Origin of the sequence: Curtobacterium sp. AB451 (genome assembly GCF_050585845.1) — a bacterium.
In the GTDB taxonomy this organism is placed as follows: Bacteria; Actinomycetota; Actinomycetes; order Actinomycetales; family Microbacteriaceae; genus Curtobacterium.
This window is the reverse complement of record NZ_JBOBQG010000006.1, coordinates 48,404-63,600: the sequence shown is the minus strand read 5'-3', so window position 1 is coordinate 63,600 and position 15,197 is coordinate 48,404. Positions and strand designations below refer to the sequence as shown.

Below are 15,197 nucleotides of genomic sequence, written 5' to 3'. Positions count from 1 at the left end.
CGGGTGCCCCCTTTCGAATCCTCGGCACGCATCCACCCGAGGATCGGAGTCCGTCGTGCCCCTGCACGCCCCCACCACCGTGTCGCCACCGTCCGCGGACCCCACGGCGTTCGCATCCGTCGTGCGGCGGCACACGCCGCTGGTGCGCGCGACCGCGATGCGCCTGCGGCACTGCCGGGCGGACGCCGACGACGTCGTGCAGGAGACGTTCCTCGCGGCGTGGACGCACCTGGAGTCGATCGTCGACCCGGAGGCGATCGGCGCGTGGTTGGTGACGACCGCGCGGCGACGGAGCTACGACCGGCTGCGTCGGGGCGGGTCGTCGGCGATCCGGTGGGTCGACGAGTCGACGCCGGCGACCGAGGACCACGCCCCGACCGGGGTCGCCGAGCGGTCGTCGCTGGCGGACGCGGCGAGCGCCGTCCTCGCCACGATGCCGGCCGTGCAGCGCTGGTGCTGGGAGCTCCGGCACCTCGACGAGCTGCCGTACCGCGAGGTCGCCGCCGCGGTCGGCCTGCCGGTCTCGACGGTGCGTGGCATGCTCGTGCGGGCCCGGTCGACGCTCGCGCGGGAGCTGGCCGGGTGGCGGTGACGTCGGGGCGTTGCTGTCGGCCGGCTCCGCCGTCCCGGGCGGGAGGCACGTGGCGGGCCCGCACCGCGCCTCCCGACCGGATCGGGTCGCGCCGGCGACCCTCGACCGCGCCGGGCTGCCCGCTCGCGTCGACCGGGTACAACGGCACTCGGCTCGCACGCCGACGCCGCGCGCAGGATGGCGCGGTGTTCATCCCCACGCGAGCCGCCGGCCTCGACGCACTCCACGAGTTCGTCCCGCGAGCCGGCGCGGACTACCGACGCGACCGCAACCACGACCTCGGACCGGCACGGACGAACGTGTCCGGACTCTCTCCGTACATCCGGCACCGGCTGGTGACCGAGCAGGAGGTCGTCGACGCCGTCCTCGACCGACACAGCCTGCACGCCGCCGAGAAGTTCGTGCAGGAGGTGTTCTGGCGGACCTACTGGAAGGGGTGGCTCGAGCAGCGTCCCGAGGTGTGGCGCCGGTACCGGACCGACGTCGGGGACCTGCTCGGCGGCGACCTGCCGGACGGCTACGAGGACGCGGTCGCGGGTCGGACCGGGATCGACGCGATGGACGCCTGGGTGCGGGAGCTCGTCGACACCGGGTACCTGCACAACCACGTCCGGATGTGGTTCGCGAGCATCTGGGTGTTCACGCTCGGGCTGCCGTGGCAGCTCGGCGCCGACTTCTTCCTCCGGCACCTCCTCGACGGGGACGCGGCGTCGAACACGCTCTCGTGGCGGTGGGTCGCCGGGCTGCAGACGCGTGGGAAGACCTACCTCGCGACGGCGGACAACATCGCGCGGTACACGGACGGGCGGTTCTCGCCGACGGGGCTCGCCACGCGTGCCGTCGCGCTCGACGAGGACCCCTTCCCGCCGGCGGTGCCGATCCCGGATGACGACGACCCGGCCGCGATCGGTCCGCGCGCGGGTCTGCTGCTGCACGACGAGGACCTCGAGCCGGTCTCGTTGCTCGCTCCGCTCGGGGGCTCGGTCCCGGCACTCGCCGCGACCGCGGTGGTCGGGGCCGCCGCAGCACGGTCGCCCGCGGGGGCGTCGACGCTCGTCGAGGAGTTCACGGCCGGTGCCCTCGACGACGCGGCGTCACGGGCGCTCGACGCCGACGGGCGAGCGGCCGAGGTGCTCGACCCGTCCGACGTGGCCGCCGTGGTCGACTGGGCGACCTCGGAGCGGCTCGACACCGTCGTGGTCCCGTACGCCCCGGTCGGGCCGGCCGAGGAGCGCTTGGACGCCCTGCGGTCGGCACTCGCCGAGACGGACACGGGGCTGGTGGTCGTGCGGCGTCCGTGGGACAGTCGAGCGTGGCCGTTCGCGTCGCGCGGCTTCTTCCCGTTCAAGGAGCGCATCCCGGGGCTCGTGCGCGGGCGGTAGCCGACGGGTCCGGCGGTGACTACGGCAGCATCTGCTGGAAGGTCACGACGGCACGGCCGATCCCGACGACGAAGCCGAGCACGGTGACGGCGATGGCCACCCAGAGCGGCCACATCCCTCGCCCTGGTGCCACCTTGCGGACCACGACGTACCGGCCGATGACGTAGACGACCGGCGACAGGAAGGCCCACGGCCACGGGAACGGGCGGACCACACCGCGTCGGCGGAGCACGCGGTGGTCGAGGAACGCGAGCACGACGTTCGCGGCGTACAGGAGCACGCTGAACCCCTGCAGCGCGAAGTACCCGGCCGTGTAGATCGATCGCGGGTCGACCGTCCGGACGCCCGGTCCGATGACCTCGTACCGGATCTGCGGCTGGTACAGGAACGAGATCGGCAGCGCGAGGAGCGGGAGCAGCGCGAGGACCCAGACGAAGACGGTGTCGGTCGGCACGTGGTCGGCGAGGCGCGGGCGCGGCATCTGTGCCCTCGGCGGGCCGACCTGCGCGGTCCACCCGGTGCCGTCCCACCACCGACTGCCGTGCTCCCCCGAGGGGTCGGGGTACCAGCCAGGGGGCGTCGTGGACATCGGTGCTCCTCGAGGGTCGTCGGGAGCGGACCGCCCCCGCGTCCGACCGTAGGGCAGCGCGGCGCGGTCTGCTCCGATCCGGAGCTGACGAACCGTTCAGGAACGGTGTCACGCCCCGACGGTGCGTGCTTGCGCTGATGGTCCGCCACCACGACGGACGCCAGGCGCGGTGCCGGTCGGCACCGCGCCTGGCGTCCCTGTGTGGTCGCGACGTCACCCCCAGATGGACCGCAGGGTCCAGGCCGTCAGGTCGTCCACCCGGGCGGTGCCACCCGTGGCGAAGGCGCTGACGCCGGTGCTGGTCGGGTCCGGGAAGACCTGGTCGGTGAGGACGACCTGCCCGTCGTCCGCGAACACCTCGATCGAGGACGCGTCGACCAGGATGCGGAGGTCCAGGCCGCCGCGGGTCAACGGCAGGGGTGCTTCGCTGCGCGAGGGGAAGGCGCTGCTGAACCCGACGTTCCCCGAGTGGGTCCGGTCGATGAAGACCTTCCCCGTCGTCGTGTCGTACCCGACCTGCGTGGACTGTCCGGCGCCGGTCCGCACGGCGAGCCCGAAGGTCTTCGCCGATCCTCGGGTGAGGTGGGCCCGCAGGTCGAGCGTCTCGCCCCGCACGGGGAGCACCGTCGTCGTGTTCGCGACCGGGACGTTCCGCGCCCGGACGGGACGACCGGAGTGCAGCCGGTCGATGCCGTCCACGGGTTGCTCGACGATGCGGACCTTCCCGTCGATGGTCCGCAGTGACAGGGAGCGTGGGAACGTCTCGGCGCCCTGCCACGGTGTGGTGGGCACGTTGGAGGCGTAGGCCCAGTTGTTCATCCACGCGATCGCGATGCGTTGACCGCCCGGGGCGTTCTCCCACGTGTTCTCCGCGTAGAAGTCCTCGCCGTGGTCGAGCCAGTCCGCCCGCTCGTACTGGTTCAGTGCCGGGGCGTCACTCTGGGTGAACGCGTCGGCGAGGATGTGCCCCCACCCACCGGTGCCCCGGTCGACGATCTGGATCTGCGCGTCCTCACCCCGGAACTCCGCGATGTCCCACGAGGTCCAGTCGAGGACCTCGCTGTTCGACCCGGTCGCGCTCCGGACGACCTTCCCGCCGACGAGGAGGTTCACCGTGGTCTGCGTGTCCCACGGCGCGGCCTCGTGGTCCGCCGCGATGATCTGCCCGACCATCAGGTGGCCCCAGCCACCCGTCCCGTCGTTGTCGTCGACGATCTGGACCTGGGCGTCCTCGCCCCGGTACGCGGAGGCGTCGAGGCTCGCCCACCGGAGCGTGCCGGTGCCGTCACCGGTGACCGACTGCACGACCTTCCCGCCGACGACGAGGTTGACCGCCGTGGGGTGCGGCTGCCCCCACGGGTGGTCCCCGCCCGCGACCTGCAGGTCGACGTACGGCTTCGTGATCGTGAACGTCGGCGATGTGATCGTCCCCGTCCCGGTGTCGCCGGCAGGCGTGAAGGTGTCGAGCACCGAGCTGCCGATCTGGTTCGGCAGGGACTCCTGGGTCGGACCGGCACCGACGAACGCCCCGGTGGCCGTCCATCCCGTTCCGTAGGTGGGTCCGGCGAAGTCGGCGAGGACGGTGCCCTCGGGGACCGTCCCGGCGGGGACCGCGCCCGGAACGGCGGGGCTGTCGCCGCCACCGACGAGGAAGTTGAGCCGCTTCCCGCGGACCGTGAACGGCGCTGAGGTGAGGGTCCCCGTCGATGCGTCACCACCGGCGAAGCTGTCGACGAGGTACCGGCCCTGGTACCCGCTGACGTCCTGCTGGTCGGGGAGCGCGCCCGCCGCTGGACCGGTGCCGAACGCGGAACCGGTCGCCGTCCACCCGGCGTAGGTGCCGGACTCGAAGTCGGCGACGTCCGTGCCACGCGGCGCCGTGTAGGTGGCGGGTCCGTCCGGTGTGAAGGACGTCCCGTCGAACTGCCCCGTGAAGTACTGGACGCCGGTGCTGCCCACGCTGACGGTCAGGACCCACTTCGTCCTCCGGCGATCGCCGTCCACCGGCAGGGAGTAGAGGTCCGGCATCTCCCACACACCGCTGGTCGCACCGTGCGGGCCGAAGTCGCTCGCGTGCGTCCACGACCGGAGGTCCTTCGACGTGTAGAAGGCGATCTTGTACTGGTCGGAGAGCGTGACGGCCATCACCCACTGCTTCTTCGGCGCGTACCAGAACACCTTCGGATCGCGGAAGTTCGTCGAGTGGAGGTCGAGGACCGGGTTGCCGGCGTACCGGGTCCAGGTGCGGCCGTGATCGGTGCTGTACGCCATCGACTGCGTCTGGATGCCGGTGCCCGCCTGCACGCTCGTGTAGAACGCCACCATCGCGGGGTGCCGCTTCGTCCCGAGGCCGCTGGTGTTGCCGGTGTCCACGACCGCTCCCCCGGAGTAGAACGCCGAGCTCCCGGGGTCGGGCTCCGGACCGCGCACGGGGATCTTCTGCCAGTGCACGAGGTCCTTGCTGACGGCCCCCTCCCACGTGCCGTAGCTGAACAGGTACCAGAGGCCGTCCTCGTGGACGAGCCCGTTCGGGTCGCCGATCCAGCCGGACGGGAGCGAGTAGTGGAACTGGGGCCGGTACGTCTCGTGGTACTGGCGGGTGTCGGCTTCGCTGGCGGTGGCGGTCACGGACGCCAGGACCAGCGCGCCCGTCACGGCTGCCGCCGCGATCGCGCCGAAGCGCTGCAGTGGTCGGAACATGGTGGTTCGAGCCTTCCTCTCTGAAGACCTTCTCGGGAGTCGTCGGGACGACGGGGGTGCGAGCGCAGGGTGTCAGCCGTGCGGTTCGCGAGCGCAGGGTGTCACTCGTGCGGTCCGCGCCCGCCGGGCGGCGTCACGGACAGGTGGTCCGGCTGCTCGCTCGCGGACGGTGTCGACGGCGGTTGGGTGAGGGCGTCACGGATGATCCGGCGTGGGTCGTACCGACGCGGGTCGAGCTCGGACCAGTCGATCTCGACACCGGTCTCCTCCTCGACCTGCGCCTTCGTGGCGTCGGCCCACCGACGGAGTCGTCGGATGAAGACGGCGAGTTGCTGCGCCGCGCCGACGAGGCGATGGGGGCCGAGGAACACGGCGGCGACGATCCCGAGGACGATCAGCTTGTCGACGTCCACCGCACGCTCCCGTCGGACCGGCGTGGTCGGGTCATTCGGTGGGGGTCGCCGGGGCCGCTCCCGGTGCGGGAGCCGCGGTGTCGGACGCGGGACGGTGCTGGTCGCCGTCCCGCACCTCCCGCCGGAAGATCGTGAGCGACTGTCCGAGGCCCTTGGCGAGCGCCGGCAGCTTCGTGGCGCCGAAGAGCAGGACGACGATGCCGAGGATGACGAGCAGGTGGATGCCGGTGAGGTTGCCGAGCACGGTGTTCTCCTTGGGTGGACGGGATGGGGGATGCAGGACAGGAGGGTGCGCGTCAGTCGACGGCGCGCGAGGCCGCTGCGAGGCGACGCTCGAGGCGACGGTCGTGCAGCCACGCGACGGTGCACGCGGCGAGGTAGAGCACGACCATGGGCACGGCCAGCAGGAACATCGAGGCGACGTCGGCGGACGGCGTGACGAGGGCGGTGAAGACGAGGATGCAGAGGACCGCGATGCGCCAGGCGCCCCGGATCGCCGCCGCCGAGAGCACCCCGACGACGTTGAGCAGGACGAGGAACACCGGGAGGACGAAGGCGATCCCGACGGCGAGCACGAGCTTGATCGCGAAGTCGTAGTAGGCCTTCGCGTCGACGATCGAGGTGTCCTGGTGCGCGACGAAGCTGCCGAGCACCTGCACGACGTGGGGCAGGACGGACCACCCGAACCAGCACCCGCCGAGGAACAGCGGGATCGCCGAACCGAGGAACCCGACGGCGTGTGCCCGCTCCTTCCGGAGCAGCGCGGGGACGACGAACGCCCACGCCTGGTGGAGCCAGACCGGACAGGCGAGGACGACGGCGATGGTCAGGGTGATCTGGAGGCGGAGGTCGAAGGCCCCGCTGATCGCCGGGAAGTTCAGCTCGGCGGTGTGCCCGCCGATGCCCGTCGCGAGTTCGGTGACCGGGGCACGGAGCCCCGCGAGCACGGCGGGTGTGAGGAACCAGCCGGCGACCGCCGCCACGGCCACGGCCAGCGCTGCACGGGCGAGCCGTCGGCGCAGTTCGTCGAGGTGCTGGCCGAGGGACATCGTGCCCGTCGTGCGGCGCCGTGCCCCGTCCGTGACGGTGGGCGCCGTCACCGCTCGGCCCTCGGTGCGCCGGCGAGGTGGATCTCGTCCGCCGTCGGCAGGTCGGCACCGCGGCGACCGACCGTGATCGCCGCGGCGGTGGAGCAGGTCCGCCCAAGCACGGTCAGCGCCGCGCGGTCGAGGGGCCCCAGCGACGATCCGTCGGTCGGCTGCGCCCGGTCCCCGGTGAGCTGCCGGACGAGCGTGGCCGTGTAGGTGTCGCCGGCACCCACGGTGTCGACGACCTCCACCGGTTCACCCGGGACCGACACCCGCTCGTCCGCCGTGGCCAGGACGGACCCCGAGGCACCCGTGGTGATCACCGCGAGTTCCGGCCCGAGGGCGAGGATCGAGTCGAGCACCGCCTCGGGGTCGAGCGTGGGCCAGAGCCACGCCGCGTCCTCGTCGGAGAGCTTCACCACCGTCGCGCGGGTCGCCAGCTCCTCGAAGCGGGCGCGGGCACCATCCCGGGTGCCGAGCAGGGCGGGACGGATGTTCGGATCGAACGAGACGGTGCCGCCGGCGGCCGTCGTCCGCTCCGCCGCGGCCAGCACCGCTTCCGCGCCGGGGTGCAGGAACGCGCCGATCGACCCGACGTGCAGCCACTCCGGTGTCCGTCGCAGGGGCGGGAGGTCCCACTCGATGTCGAACACGTAGGAGGGCTGCCCGTCGGCACCGAGCTGCACCGTCGCGGACGACGTGCGTGCGGCGCCGAAGGCCCCGTCGACGAGCCGCACACCCGAGGCCGCGAGGTGCTCCGCGATGCGGTGCCCGCGGTCGTCGGGACCGAGCCAGGTGGCGAACTCGACGTCGGCACCGAGCCGTCCCAGGCCGAGCGCGACGTTCGCGGGTCCTCCGCCTGGTACCTCGCGGACGTGTCCGGCTCCGTCGTGGACGACGTCGACGAGTGCCTCCCCGGCGACGGTGATCACCGACACGGGCATCCCCGTCCACGAGCGGCGACGCTGCCGCGTTCCCAGGGCATCAGGCCGGCCCGGATCCCGCGACGACCACCGCCGGCGCGGGCGTCACCGGTGCGACGGTCTCCCCGAGCGGCCACCACCTGGCACCGGCCGGCGCCTCGACGGTCCACGGGGGTGCCTGCAGCGGGTAGACCCGGGTCGTGACGGATCGACCGGCACTGGTGAAGACCTCGACGACGGAGCCGTCGAGCAGCACCCGGACCGCCGGCCTGTCGGCCGCGGCGTCGAACGCGTCACGGACCACGGCAGGGCTTCGGTCGGCCCGGTGGTCCGTGCTGGCGCTGGACCGGTCGACGGTGAGCGTGCCCGCGTCGGCGTCCACGACGACGTCGAGGAACTCGTCGTCGGAGAACCGGACCCGGATGCGGCCGGTGACCGGGACCTCGAGCACGATCTCCGCCTGGGCGCCGATGGTCTCACCGCTGTCCGACGGCACCGTGGCGGGGCGGAGCGCGTCGACGGCCGGGTGGGGTTCGGTGCGGAGGCGGCCGTCCGCGACCCACGCGCGGCGTGGCAGGGAGATCGCGCCGGACCAGCCCGCCTGCTCGGTCCACTCCGGTGTCCGGCCCTCGGTGACCCAGCCGAACAGCACCGACCCCCAGGACCCTGCCCGCATCACCGAGGCCGCGTAGAAGTGCTGGCCGTCGTCGATCCGGGACGGCTGCGGTGCACCGGTCAACGGCACCGCGAGCACGTCGCCGGGTCCCTCGGCGTGGGACCAGGACGCGACGATCGCCACGTCGGTGCCGTCGACCGTGATGACCTGGGGGCACTCCCACCCCTCGCCGGTGTCGATGCCGTCGACCGTGCCGCGGGGCATCGCGACCAGGTCGCCGACGAACGTCCAGTCGACGCCGTCGGTCGAGCGGTAGTGACGGACGGAGGCCACCTGGTCGACGTCCGCGGCACCGACGGCCATCGACCACCCGTCCCCGTCGGCCCAGACGAACGGGTCGCGGAACATCGTGATCGCCTCGTCGGAGGTGGGGTCCCGGACGACCTGGACGGGCGCACCGAAGGTGGCCCCGCCGTCGGTTGACTCGGCGAGCAGCACCGACTGGAACGGGCTGTGGTCGACCTTGCCGGAGTAGTAGGCGCGGACGACGCCCTCGTGCAGGACCGTGTTGCCGGACCACGCACCCCCGGAGTCGGCGCCACCGGGCACCGGCACGATCGCCGGACGGTGGAGCGTCCAGTGCACGAGGTCGTCGCTCGTCGCGTGCCCCCACTCGACCGGGACGTCGAGGTCGACGCGCGGCCGGGACTGGAAGTACAGGTGGGCCTGCCCGCCGATGTCGATCGGGCCGTTCGGGTCGTTGACGTACCCGCGGGGCAGTCGGACGTGGAACTGCGGGAGGTGGTGGTCGGCTGGTGCGATCACGGTCGGTGCTGCTTCCTGGGACGGAGTGGGGACGGCGCGGGCGTCGGCCGAGGGAGCCGCTGCCGGAGGCGCCTCGGTCACGGGCGTGTCGGTCATCGGGACGACCCCGCCGTGACGCCCTCGATGAAGTACCGCTGGGCGAAGACGAACAGCAGCACGCTCGGGATCATCGTGAGGACCACCCCGGCGAGCACGACCGAGATCGAGCCGGTCCCGAGGTTGCCCTGCAGCCCGACCAGTCCGAGCGGCAGCGTGAAGGTCTCCTGCTGGTTGAGGAAGATGAGCGGCCGGTAGTACTCGGCCCAGAACGCCGAGAAGTTCAGGATCGCGAGCGTCGCGATCGCCGGGCTGGCCATCCGCGAGTACACGTGCCAGAACACGCCGAACTGTGTCGCCCCGTCGATGCGGGCCGCCTCGCCGAGCTCCCGCGGCATCTGCATGAAGTACTGCCGCATCAGGAAGGTGCCGAACGCGCTGCCGAGCGCGGGGACGATCAGGGAGGCGATGGAACCGGTGAGTCCCATGTCCTTGAGGATGACGAAGACGGGGATGATGATCGTCTGGATCGGCACCATCATCGTGGCGAGGAAGATGCCGAAGATCGTGTTCTTCCCCGGGAAGCTGATCATCGCGAACGCGTAGCCCGAGAGCGTGCAGGTGATGGTCTGCCCGACGACGATCAGGAGCGTGACGATGACGCTGTTGACGAAGAACTGGCCGATCGGGATCTGGTTGAACACCGCCGCGTAGTTGCTGAAGTCCCACGAGAGCGGGATCCACTGCGGCGGGTTGTTGAACGACTCCGCCGGTGTCCGGAGCGACGTGGTGAGCGTCCAGAGCAGCGGTCCGAGCGCGAACACCGCCGCGATGATCAGGATGACGAGTCCGATCACGCTGCCGACGGTCGCGACCGGCCTGCGGCGACGGACGATGTGGGCGACGCTCGGTTGCGCGACGGTCTCCGGCGCGTGGAGCGGGTTGAGGACGTCGGTGGTCGTCATTGGTAGAACACCAGCTTTCGTGCGGCGATGAACTGGATCCCGGTGATGATGCCGATGATGACGAGCAGCAGGATCGCGATGGCGGAGGCGAACCCGAACTGCAGGTTCTGGAAGCCCGCCTGGTAGAGGGAGATCGTCGCGGTCGTCGTCGCGGTGCCCGGCCCGCCCTTCGTCATGATGAAGGGCTGGTCGAACAGCTGCATCGCGTTGATCATCGCGATCACGGTGGCGAACAGGATCGTCGGGCTGATCAGCGGGATCTTGATGCGGAAGAGCGTGCGCCACGGTCCGGCGCCGTCGATCGCCGCGGCCTCCTGCACGTCGACGGGCACGGACATCAGGGCGGCGACGAACAGGACGAACGTGAAGCCGACCTGTTGCCAGACCACCACCAGTACGACTGTGACCTTCGCCCAGAACGGGTCGTTGAGCCAGTGCGCCCCGGGGAGCCCGATCTCGTTCAGGTAGTAGTTGATGAGCCCGAACTTGGTGTCGAAGATGTAACCCATGAAGATCGACACCGCGGCGGACGACGCGAGCAGCGGCAGGTAGAACGACGTCCGGAAGAAGACGCGCGTGGCGTTGCGCTTCCGGTTGTTCGCCAGGACCGCCAGCAGCATCCCGAGCGAGATCTGCAGGGCGACGATGCAGATCGCGAGGACGACGGTCACGCCGAACGACGCGAGCACCGGCCCGTCGGTGAACAGCCGCACGTAGTTGTCCAGCCCGACGAACTTCGGGCTGCTGATCACGTCCCACGACGTGAACGAGAGTCCGAGCGACGCGAGGATCGGGATGAAGGTGAAGACGGCGACGAAGACCACCGCCAGGCCGATCATCGCGTAGCCGAAGGAGGCCTCGCGGCGTCGGACGCGTCTGGCCGCCGGCCGGCGGGCTGCGACCTCGGCAGCCCGCCGGGAGCGGATCCCTGTCGTCGCGGTCATCACGACGCCTGCGCGGCGGCCTTCTCGATGTCGGCCTGCAGGCCGTCGAGCGCCTTCTTCGCGTTGCCGGACGAGATCGCCTGCGTGGTGCGCTGGTTCAGGGCCGTCGCGAGTGCGTTGTAGTACGGCGGCGCGGAGATCGGCACCGAGTTGTCGAGCTGGTCGTAGAACACCGACCAGTGCTCCGGCCCAGTCGTCTTGTACCGGTCGGCCGTGAGGAGCGACTTCTGCGCGGGCGTGGTGACGTTGCCCGGCCAGAGCGCGTCGAAGCTCTCGGGCTGCACCATGAGCTTGATGACCTCGAAGGCGAGGTCCTTCTGCTTCGACGAGTTGAAGATGCCGTACCCGCCGGCACCGAAGAGCGACTTGTTGCTCTTCCACGTCGGGAACTCGACGACGTCGAAGCTGCCGTCCTTCATGCCGGCGTTGTGGAGCCCGCCGGCCCAGAAGCCGCCGCCGATCGTCATGCCGATGCGCCCGGAGGCGAAGAGCCCCTGCAGCGTGCTGCCACCGCCGACGTCGGGCGAGGGCGACGCCCCCGACTTCTGCAGGTCGATCACGTACTGCAGTGCCTCGACGGCGGCGTCGGAGTTCGCTGTCGGGTCGCCCCACTTCCAGCCGCCCTTGCGACCGCTGACGCCCACCGCGTTGCCGTCGAACGCCTTGCTCCCCCAGAGCCAGTCGCCGCCGGAGTAGCGCCCCTCCTCGAGCAGGTTGCCGTCGTTCGCGTACAGGAACGAGGTCCAGCTGCCCCAGAGCCGCACGACCCAGTCGAACGCGTAGGTGCTGCCGCCGACCTTGGCCAGGCTCTCCGCCGACGAGTGGAAGTCATCCATCGACCAGTTCGCGGCGGGGCGCGAGAGTCCGGCCTTGTCGAACAGGGAGGTCGAGTAGAACATGCTGCCCGCGTTGAAGCTGTCCGGCAGCGTGTAGAGGTGCCCCTCGTACATCGTCGACTCGACCAGCGAGGGGTGGATGCCCCTGAAGTAGGTGGACAGCCCCGACAGGTTCTTCGTGACGAGGTCGTCGAGCGGCGTCAGCAGGTTCTTCGACGCGAGCAGCTGCTGCCCCTCGGTCGCGACGCTGACGATGTCGGGGACGTCGCCGGACGCGATCTGCGTGAGCACCTTCGCGAGGAAGTCGTTCCAGTCGGTGCCGTTGATCGCAGTGACCTGCAGCGACGCCTTCTTGTCGAGCTGCCGGATCTTCGGCTCGATGGCCTTCTGGAGCGCGGTGGCCGCGCTCTGCTCCCCGAAGTAGAGCATCTTGATCGTGCCCGACGTGCCGCCGGCGGTGCCGGAGGCGGAGCACGCTGCAAGGGATCCGATGCCAGCCAGCGCGAGCCCGGCCCCACCGAACTTGAACAGCGTGCGTCGGTCGATCGGGGTGCTGAATCCGTTCGCCATGGGTCGCTCCTCTCTGAGCGATCGTGGCCCCGTCGAGTCGGAGCCAATACGTATTTGCTCGCTGACTGTACACACCTCGACCGGATGAGGCAATACGTATTTGCTTCTGCCATGATGAGGGGGTCGAAGGAGGACAGATGGCGAGCCCAAAGCCGACGGAACCGTCGCACCGCGTCACGATGAAGGACGTCGCGCGGCACGCCGGCGTCTCCCAGCCGACGGTGTCGTTCGTGCTGAACGACCGGCGGGACGTGTCGATCGCCGCGGACACCCGGGCCCGCGTGCTCGAGTCGGCGAAGCAGCTCAACTTCCAGCCGAACCGCGCCGCACAGTCCCTGCGGTCCAACCGGTCGTACACGGTCGGGGTCATCGCGGACCGGCTCGTCTCCCAGCCCTACGCCGGTCACATCGTGCTCGGCGTCCAGCAGGCCGTCCAGGCGGCCGGGTACGTGTGCTTCGTGGTCGAGACCGCGCAGACGTCCGACGGGGGCAAGGCCGCCGTGGCGAACCTCGTGCAGCAGGGCGTCGCCGGCCTGATCTACGCCGCCCCGGGGCCCGAGGACGTGGTGCCGGTCTCCGGCGTCGAGGACGTGCCGACGGTCTTCGTGAACTGCTTCCCGCCGGACGGCGCGCCGGCCGTCACCGTGCTGGCCGACGAGTTCCAGGGCGGGCGCGACGTCGCCGCCGCCGTGTTCGCGGCCGGACACACCGACGTCGCGTTCCTCGGCGGGCCGGAGGACGACTACGCCTGCCGCGAGCGCAAGCGCGGATTCGACGAGGCGGCGGCCGAGGCCGGTCTCCGGGCGGACACCGTCCCCGTCCGGTTCGGCACGTACCAGGTCGGGTCGGGCTACGACCTCGCGATGGAGTTCCTCGCCGAGGACCCGCCGACCGCGCTGGTGTGCGGGAACGACCGCATGGCCGTCGGCGCACTGATGGCCGCGCAGTCCCTCGGGCTGCGCTGCCCCGAGGACGTCAGCATCGTCGGCTTCGACGACCAGCCCGACCTCGCCGACCAGATGCACCCGCCGCTGACGACGGTCGCGCTCCCGCACCAGCAGATGGGCTTCGACGCCGGCACGCTGCTGCTCGCGGAGACGCACGACCCCGGCCGCCACCTCGTGCCGTGCGAGTACGTCCCGCGCAGCTCCCTGGCCGCACCACGCACCGACACCGAACCGCAGGAGTCCGAGTGACCGACCAGCCGAGCACCCACCACCGCCCGCCGAACGGATTCGTGGGCGACGTCATCCCGTTCGCCGACGGTGACCGGGCCTGGCTGTACCACCTGCTCGACGAACGGCCGGACGCGGCACCCGTCGACCGCCCGACCGGCATGCCCTGGGCGGCGGTCTCGACGACGGACTTCGTGACGTTCGAGGACCACGGCGTCGTGCTGCCCTCGGGCGGCCCGGACGCCAGCGACTTCGACTGCTACACGGGCAGCGTCGTCCGTGACGACACCGGGCTGCTGCACCTGTTCTCCACCGGCCACAACCCGCGCATCACGACCGACACCGACCTCGGCCGGAAGGACGTCCAGGTCGTGTGCCACGCGACCTCCGACGGCGACCTCACGAGCTGGACGAAGCGCCCCGAGTGGGACCTGCCCGCACTGCCGGGCTACGCGCCCGAGGACTGGCGCGACCCGTTCGTGTTCCGCCCGTCCGCCGACCGCCCCTGGCAGATGCTCCTCGCGACCCGCCGCCCGGACGAGCCGTACCGCCGGTCCGGCTTGGTCGCCCGCCTCGAGTCCGACGACCTCGTCACCTGGCGCGACGCCGACCCGTTCTGGGCGCCGCACCGGTTCATCGCCCACGAGTGCCCGGACGTCTTCCGATGGGGCGACTGGTGGTACCTCGTGTACTCCGAGTTCTCCGACGCGTTCTGCACCCGGTACCGCATCGCGACGTCGCCCGACGGGCCGTGGCTCGCACCCGCCGACGACACCGTCGACGGCCGTGCGTTCTACGCCGCGAAGACCGTCACCCTCGGCGAGGACCGCTTCTTCGTCGGCTGGATCGCCACGAAGGAGGGCGAGCGCGACGCCGGGGCGTGGCAGTGGGCCGGCACGATGGCGACCCTGCAGGCGCACCAGCGACCGGACGGTTCGCTGCGCTTCGACCTCCCCCGGACGCTCCGGGCGGCGTACGCGGACGAGCTCGACGTCACCGACGACTTCGCGCCCCTGAACGGTGCCGCACCGGTCGTCGGGGACGGCGCAACGACCCGGTACGCCTCGTGGATCGGGCCTCGGCTGCCCACCGAGGCACTCGTCACGATCGAGCTCGACGTCGCCCCGGACACCCGATCGTTCGGCGTGCTCCTGCGCACGAGCGACGACGCGGAAGCCGGCTACGCGCTCCGCCTCGAACCGGACCGTTCCCGACTCGTCCTCGATCGGTGGCCGCGCGGCACGACCGGCGGCGAGCAGTGGCAGATCCTCGGTGACGTCCCGCACGCGGTCGAGCTCGAGCGGCAGGTGTCCCTCGCTCCCGGTCCACACCGCATCGACGTGCACCTCGACGGCGACCTCTGCGTCGCCGTCGTCGACGGCTCCGTCGCGTTGAGCACGCGGCTCTACGACCGCCCGTCCGGGCGCATCGCGCTCTTCGCGCAGGACGGCGCGTTCGCGCTGACCCGGGTCACCGTCGGCACCCGCTGACGGGCTCCGCACGGACGGACGGGAGGCGCGGTGCCAGCTGGCACCGCGCCTCC

14 protein-coding genes are annotated in these 15,197 nt (G+C 71.4%); 4 read left to right on the top strand and 10 right to left on the bottom strand.

What is annotated here, in order from left to right; genetic code table 11:
• The first annotated feature begins 55 nt into the window (after positions 1 to 55).
• Together ACQXVK_RS14240 and ACQXVK_RS14235 are read left to right on the top strand one after the other, a co-directional pair.
• Positions 56 to 592, top strand: coding sequence for an RNA polymerase sigma factor (locus ACQXVK_RS14240; protein ID WP_430853981.1), 537 nt, complete (start codon positions 56 to 58; stop codon positions 590 to 592).
• Positions 593 to 777: 185 nt separating this feature from the next.
• Entirely contained in the window at positions 778 to 1,974 is a 1,197-nt protein-coding gene (locus ACQXVK_RS14235; protein WP_430853980.1) for an FAD-binding domain-containing protein, read from the top strand.
• A 19-nt stretch (positions 1,975 to 1,993) separates the two neighbouring features.
• Here ACQXVK_RS14235 and ACQXVK_RS14230 read toward each other — a convergent pair whose 3' ends face one another.
• The 10 genes from ACQXVK_RS14230 to ACQXVK_RS14185 form a co-directional block, all read right to left on the bottom strand.
• Positions 1,994 to 2,563, bottom strand: a complete 570-nt coding sequence (locus ACQXVK_RS14230; RefSeq protein ID WP_430853979.1) for a DUF2510 domain-containing protein — start codon at positions 2,561 to 2,563, stop codon at positions 1,994 to 1,996.
• A 213-nt stretch (positions 2,564 to 2,776) separates the two neighbouring features.
• Positions 2,777 to 5,263 (bottom strand): GH32 C-terminal domain-containing protein, encoded by a 2,487-nt coding sequence (locus ACQXVK_RS14225; RefSeq protein ID WP_430853978.1) that lies wholly within the window; start codon positions 5,261 to 5,263, stop codon positions 2,777 to 2,779.
• Between the two features lie 101 nt (positions 5,264 to 5,364).
• On the bottom strand, positions 5,365 to 5,676 hold the full coding sequence (locus tag ACQXVK_RS14220; protein WP_022905743.1) for a twin-arginine translocation protein subunit TatB: 312 nt from the start codon (positions 5,674 to 5,676) through the stop codon (positions 5,365 to 5,367).
• A gap of 31 nt (positions 5,677 to 5,707) precedes the next feature.
• Entirely contained in the window at positions 5,708 to 5,920 is a 213-nt protein-coding gene (tatA, locus tag ACQXVK_RS14215) for a twin-arginine translocase TatA/TatE family subunit (protein WP_402267957.1), read from the bottom strand.
• 52 nt (positions 5,921 to 5,972) lie between these two features.
• Positions 5,973 to 6,776, bottom strand: a complete 804-nt coding sequence (tatC, locus tag ACQXVK_RS14210) for a twin-arginine translocase subunit TatC (RefSeq protein ID WP_430853977.1) — start codon at positions 6,774 to 6,776, stop codon at positions 5,973 to 5,975.
• Complete coding sequence (locus ACQXVK_RS14205) at positions 6,773 to 7,708, bottom strand: carbohydrate kinase family protein (protein ID WP_416393231.1); 936 nt, start codon at positions 7,706 to 7,708, stop codon at positions 6,773 to 6,775. The genes tatC and ACQXVK_RS14205 overlap by 4 nt, the downstream gene beginning before the upstream one ends.
• Before the next feature lie 40 nt (positions 7,709 to 7,748).
• The gene (locus tag ACQXVK_RS14200; RefSeq protein WP_430853976.1) at positions 7,749 to 9,224 is read right to left on the bottom strand and encodes a glycoside hydrolase family 32 protein; all 1,476 of its coding nucleotides are present in this window, start codon (positions 9,222 to 9,224) and stop codon (positions 7,749 to 7,751) included.
• Positions 9,221 to 10,129 (bottom strand): carbohydrate ABC transporter permease, encoded by a 909-nt coding sequence (locus ACQXVK_RS14195; RefSeq protein WP_022905748.1) that lies wholly within the window; start codon positions 10,127 to 10,129, stop codon positions 9,221 to 9,223. The genes ACQXVK_RS14200 and ACQXVK_RS14195 overlap by 4 nt, the downstream gene beginning before the upstream one ends.
• Positions 10,126 to 11,073 carry a carbohydrate ABC transporter permease gene (locus tag ACQXVK_RS14190; RefSeq protein ID WP_416393233.1) on the bottom strand — a complete coding sequence of 316 codons (948 nt, stop codon included), beginning with the start codon at positions 11,071 to 11,073 and terminating at the stop codon, positions 10,126 to 10,128. Before ACQXVK_RS14190 ends, ACQXVK_RS14195 begins: the two co-directional genes overlap by 4 nt.
• A complete protein-coding gene (locus ACQXVK_RS14185; protein ID WP_430853975.1) occupies positions 11,073 to 12,479 on the bottom strand; it encodes an ABC transporter substrate-binding protein in 1,407 nt (468 codons plus the stop codon). The genes ACQXVK_RS14190 and ACQXVK_RS14185 overlap by 1 nt, the downstream gene beginning before the upstream one ends.
• A gap of 137 nt (positions 12,480 to 12,616) precedes the next feature.
• Between ACQXVK_RS14185 and ACQXVK_RS14180 the strand changes: the two genes are divergently transcribed.
• Positions 12,617 to 13,675 (top strand): LacI family DNA-binding transcriptional regulator, encoded by a 1,059-nt coding sequence (locus ACQXVK_RS14180; RefSeq protein WP_430853974.1) that lies wholly within the window; start codon positions 12,617 to 12,619, stop codon positions 13,673 to 13,675.
• Entirely contained in the window at positions 13,672 to 15,144 is a 1,473-nt protein-coding gene (locus ACQXVK_RS14175) for a GH32 C-terminal domain-containing protein (RefSeq protein WP_430853973.1), read from the top strand. Before ACQXVK_RS14180 ends, ACQXVK_RS14175 begins: the two co-directional genes overlap by 4 nt.
• Positions 15,145 to 15,197 lie beyond the last annotated feature (53 nt).

Excerpts from the sequence above, each read along its gene's own strand:
- ACQXVK_RS14230 (WP_430853979.1), bottom strand. The coding sequence starts at position 2,563 with ATGTCCACGACGCCCCCTGGCTGGTACCCCGACCCCTCGGGGGAGCAC.
- ACQXVK_RS14225 (WP_430853978.1), bottom strand. The coding sequence starts at position 5,263 with ATGTTCCGACCACTGCAGCGCTTCGGCGCGATCGCGGCGGCAGCCGTG.
- ACQXVK_RS14205 (WP_416393231.1), bottom strand. The coding sequence starts at position 7,708 with ATGCCCGTGTCGGTGATCACCGTCGCCGGGGAGGCACTCGTCGACGTC.
- ACQXVK_RS14200 (WP_430853976.1), bottom strand. The coding sequence starts at position 9,224 with ATGACCGACACGCCCGTGACCGAGGCGCCTCCGGCAGCGGCTCCCTCG.
- ACQXVK_RS14195 (WP_022905748.1), bottom strand. The coding sequence starts at position 10,129 with ATGACGACCACCGACGTCCTCAACCCGCTCCACGCGCCGGAGACCGTC.
- ACQXVK_RS14190 (WP_416393233.1), bottom strand. The coding sequence starts at position 11,073 with ATGACCGCGACGACAGGGATCCGCTCCCGGCGGGCTGCCGAGGTCGCA.
- ACQXVK_RS14185 (WP_430853975.1), bottom strand. The coding sequence starts at position 12,479 with ATGGCGAACGGATTCAGCACCCCGATCGACCGACGCACGCTGTTCAAG.
- ACQXVK_RS14180 (WP_430853974.1), top strand. The coding sequence starts at position 12,617 with ATGGCGAGCCCAAAGCCGACGGAACCGTCGCACCGCGTCACGATGAAG.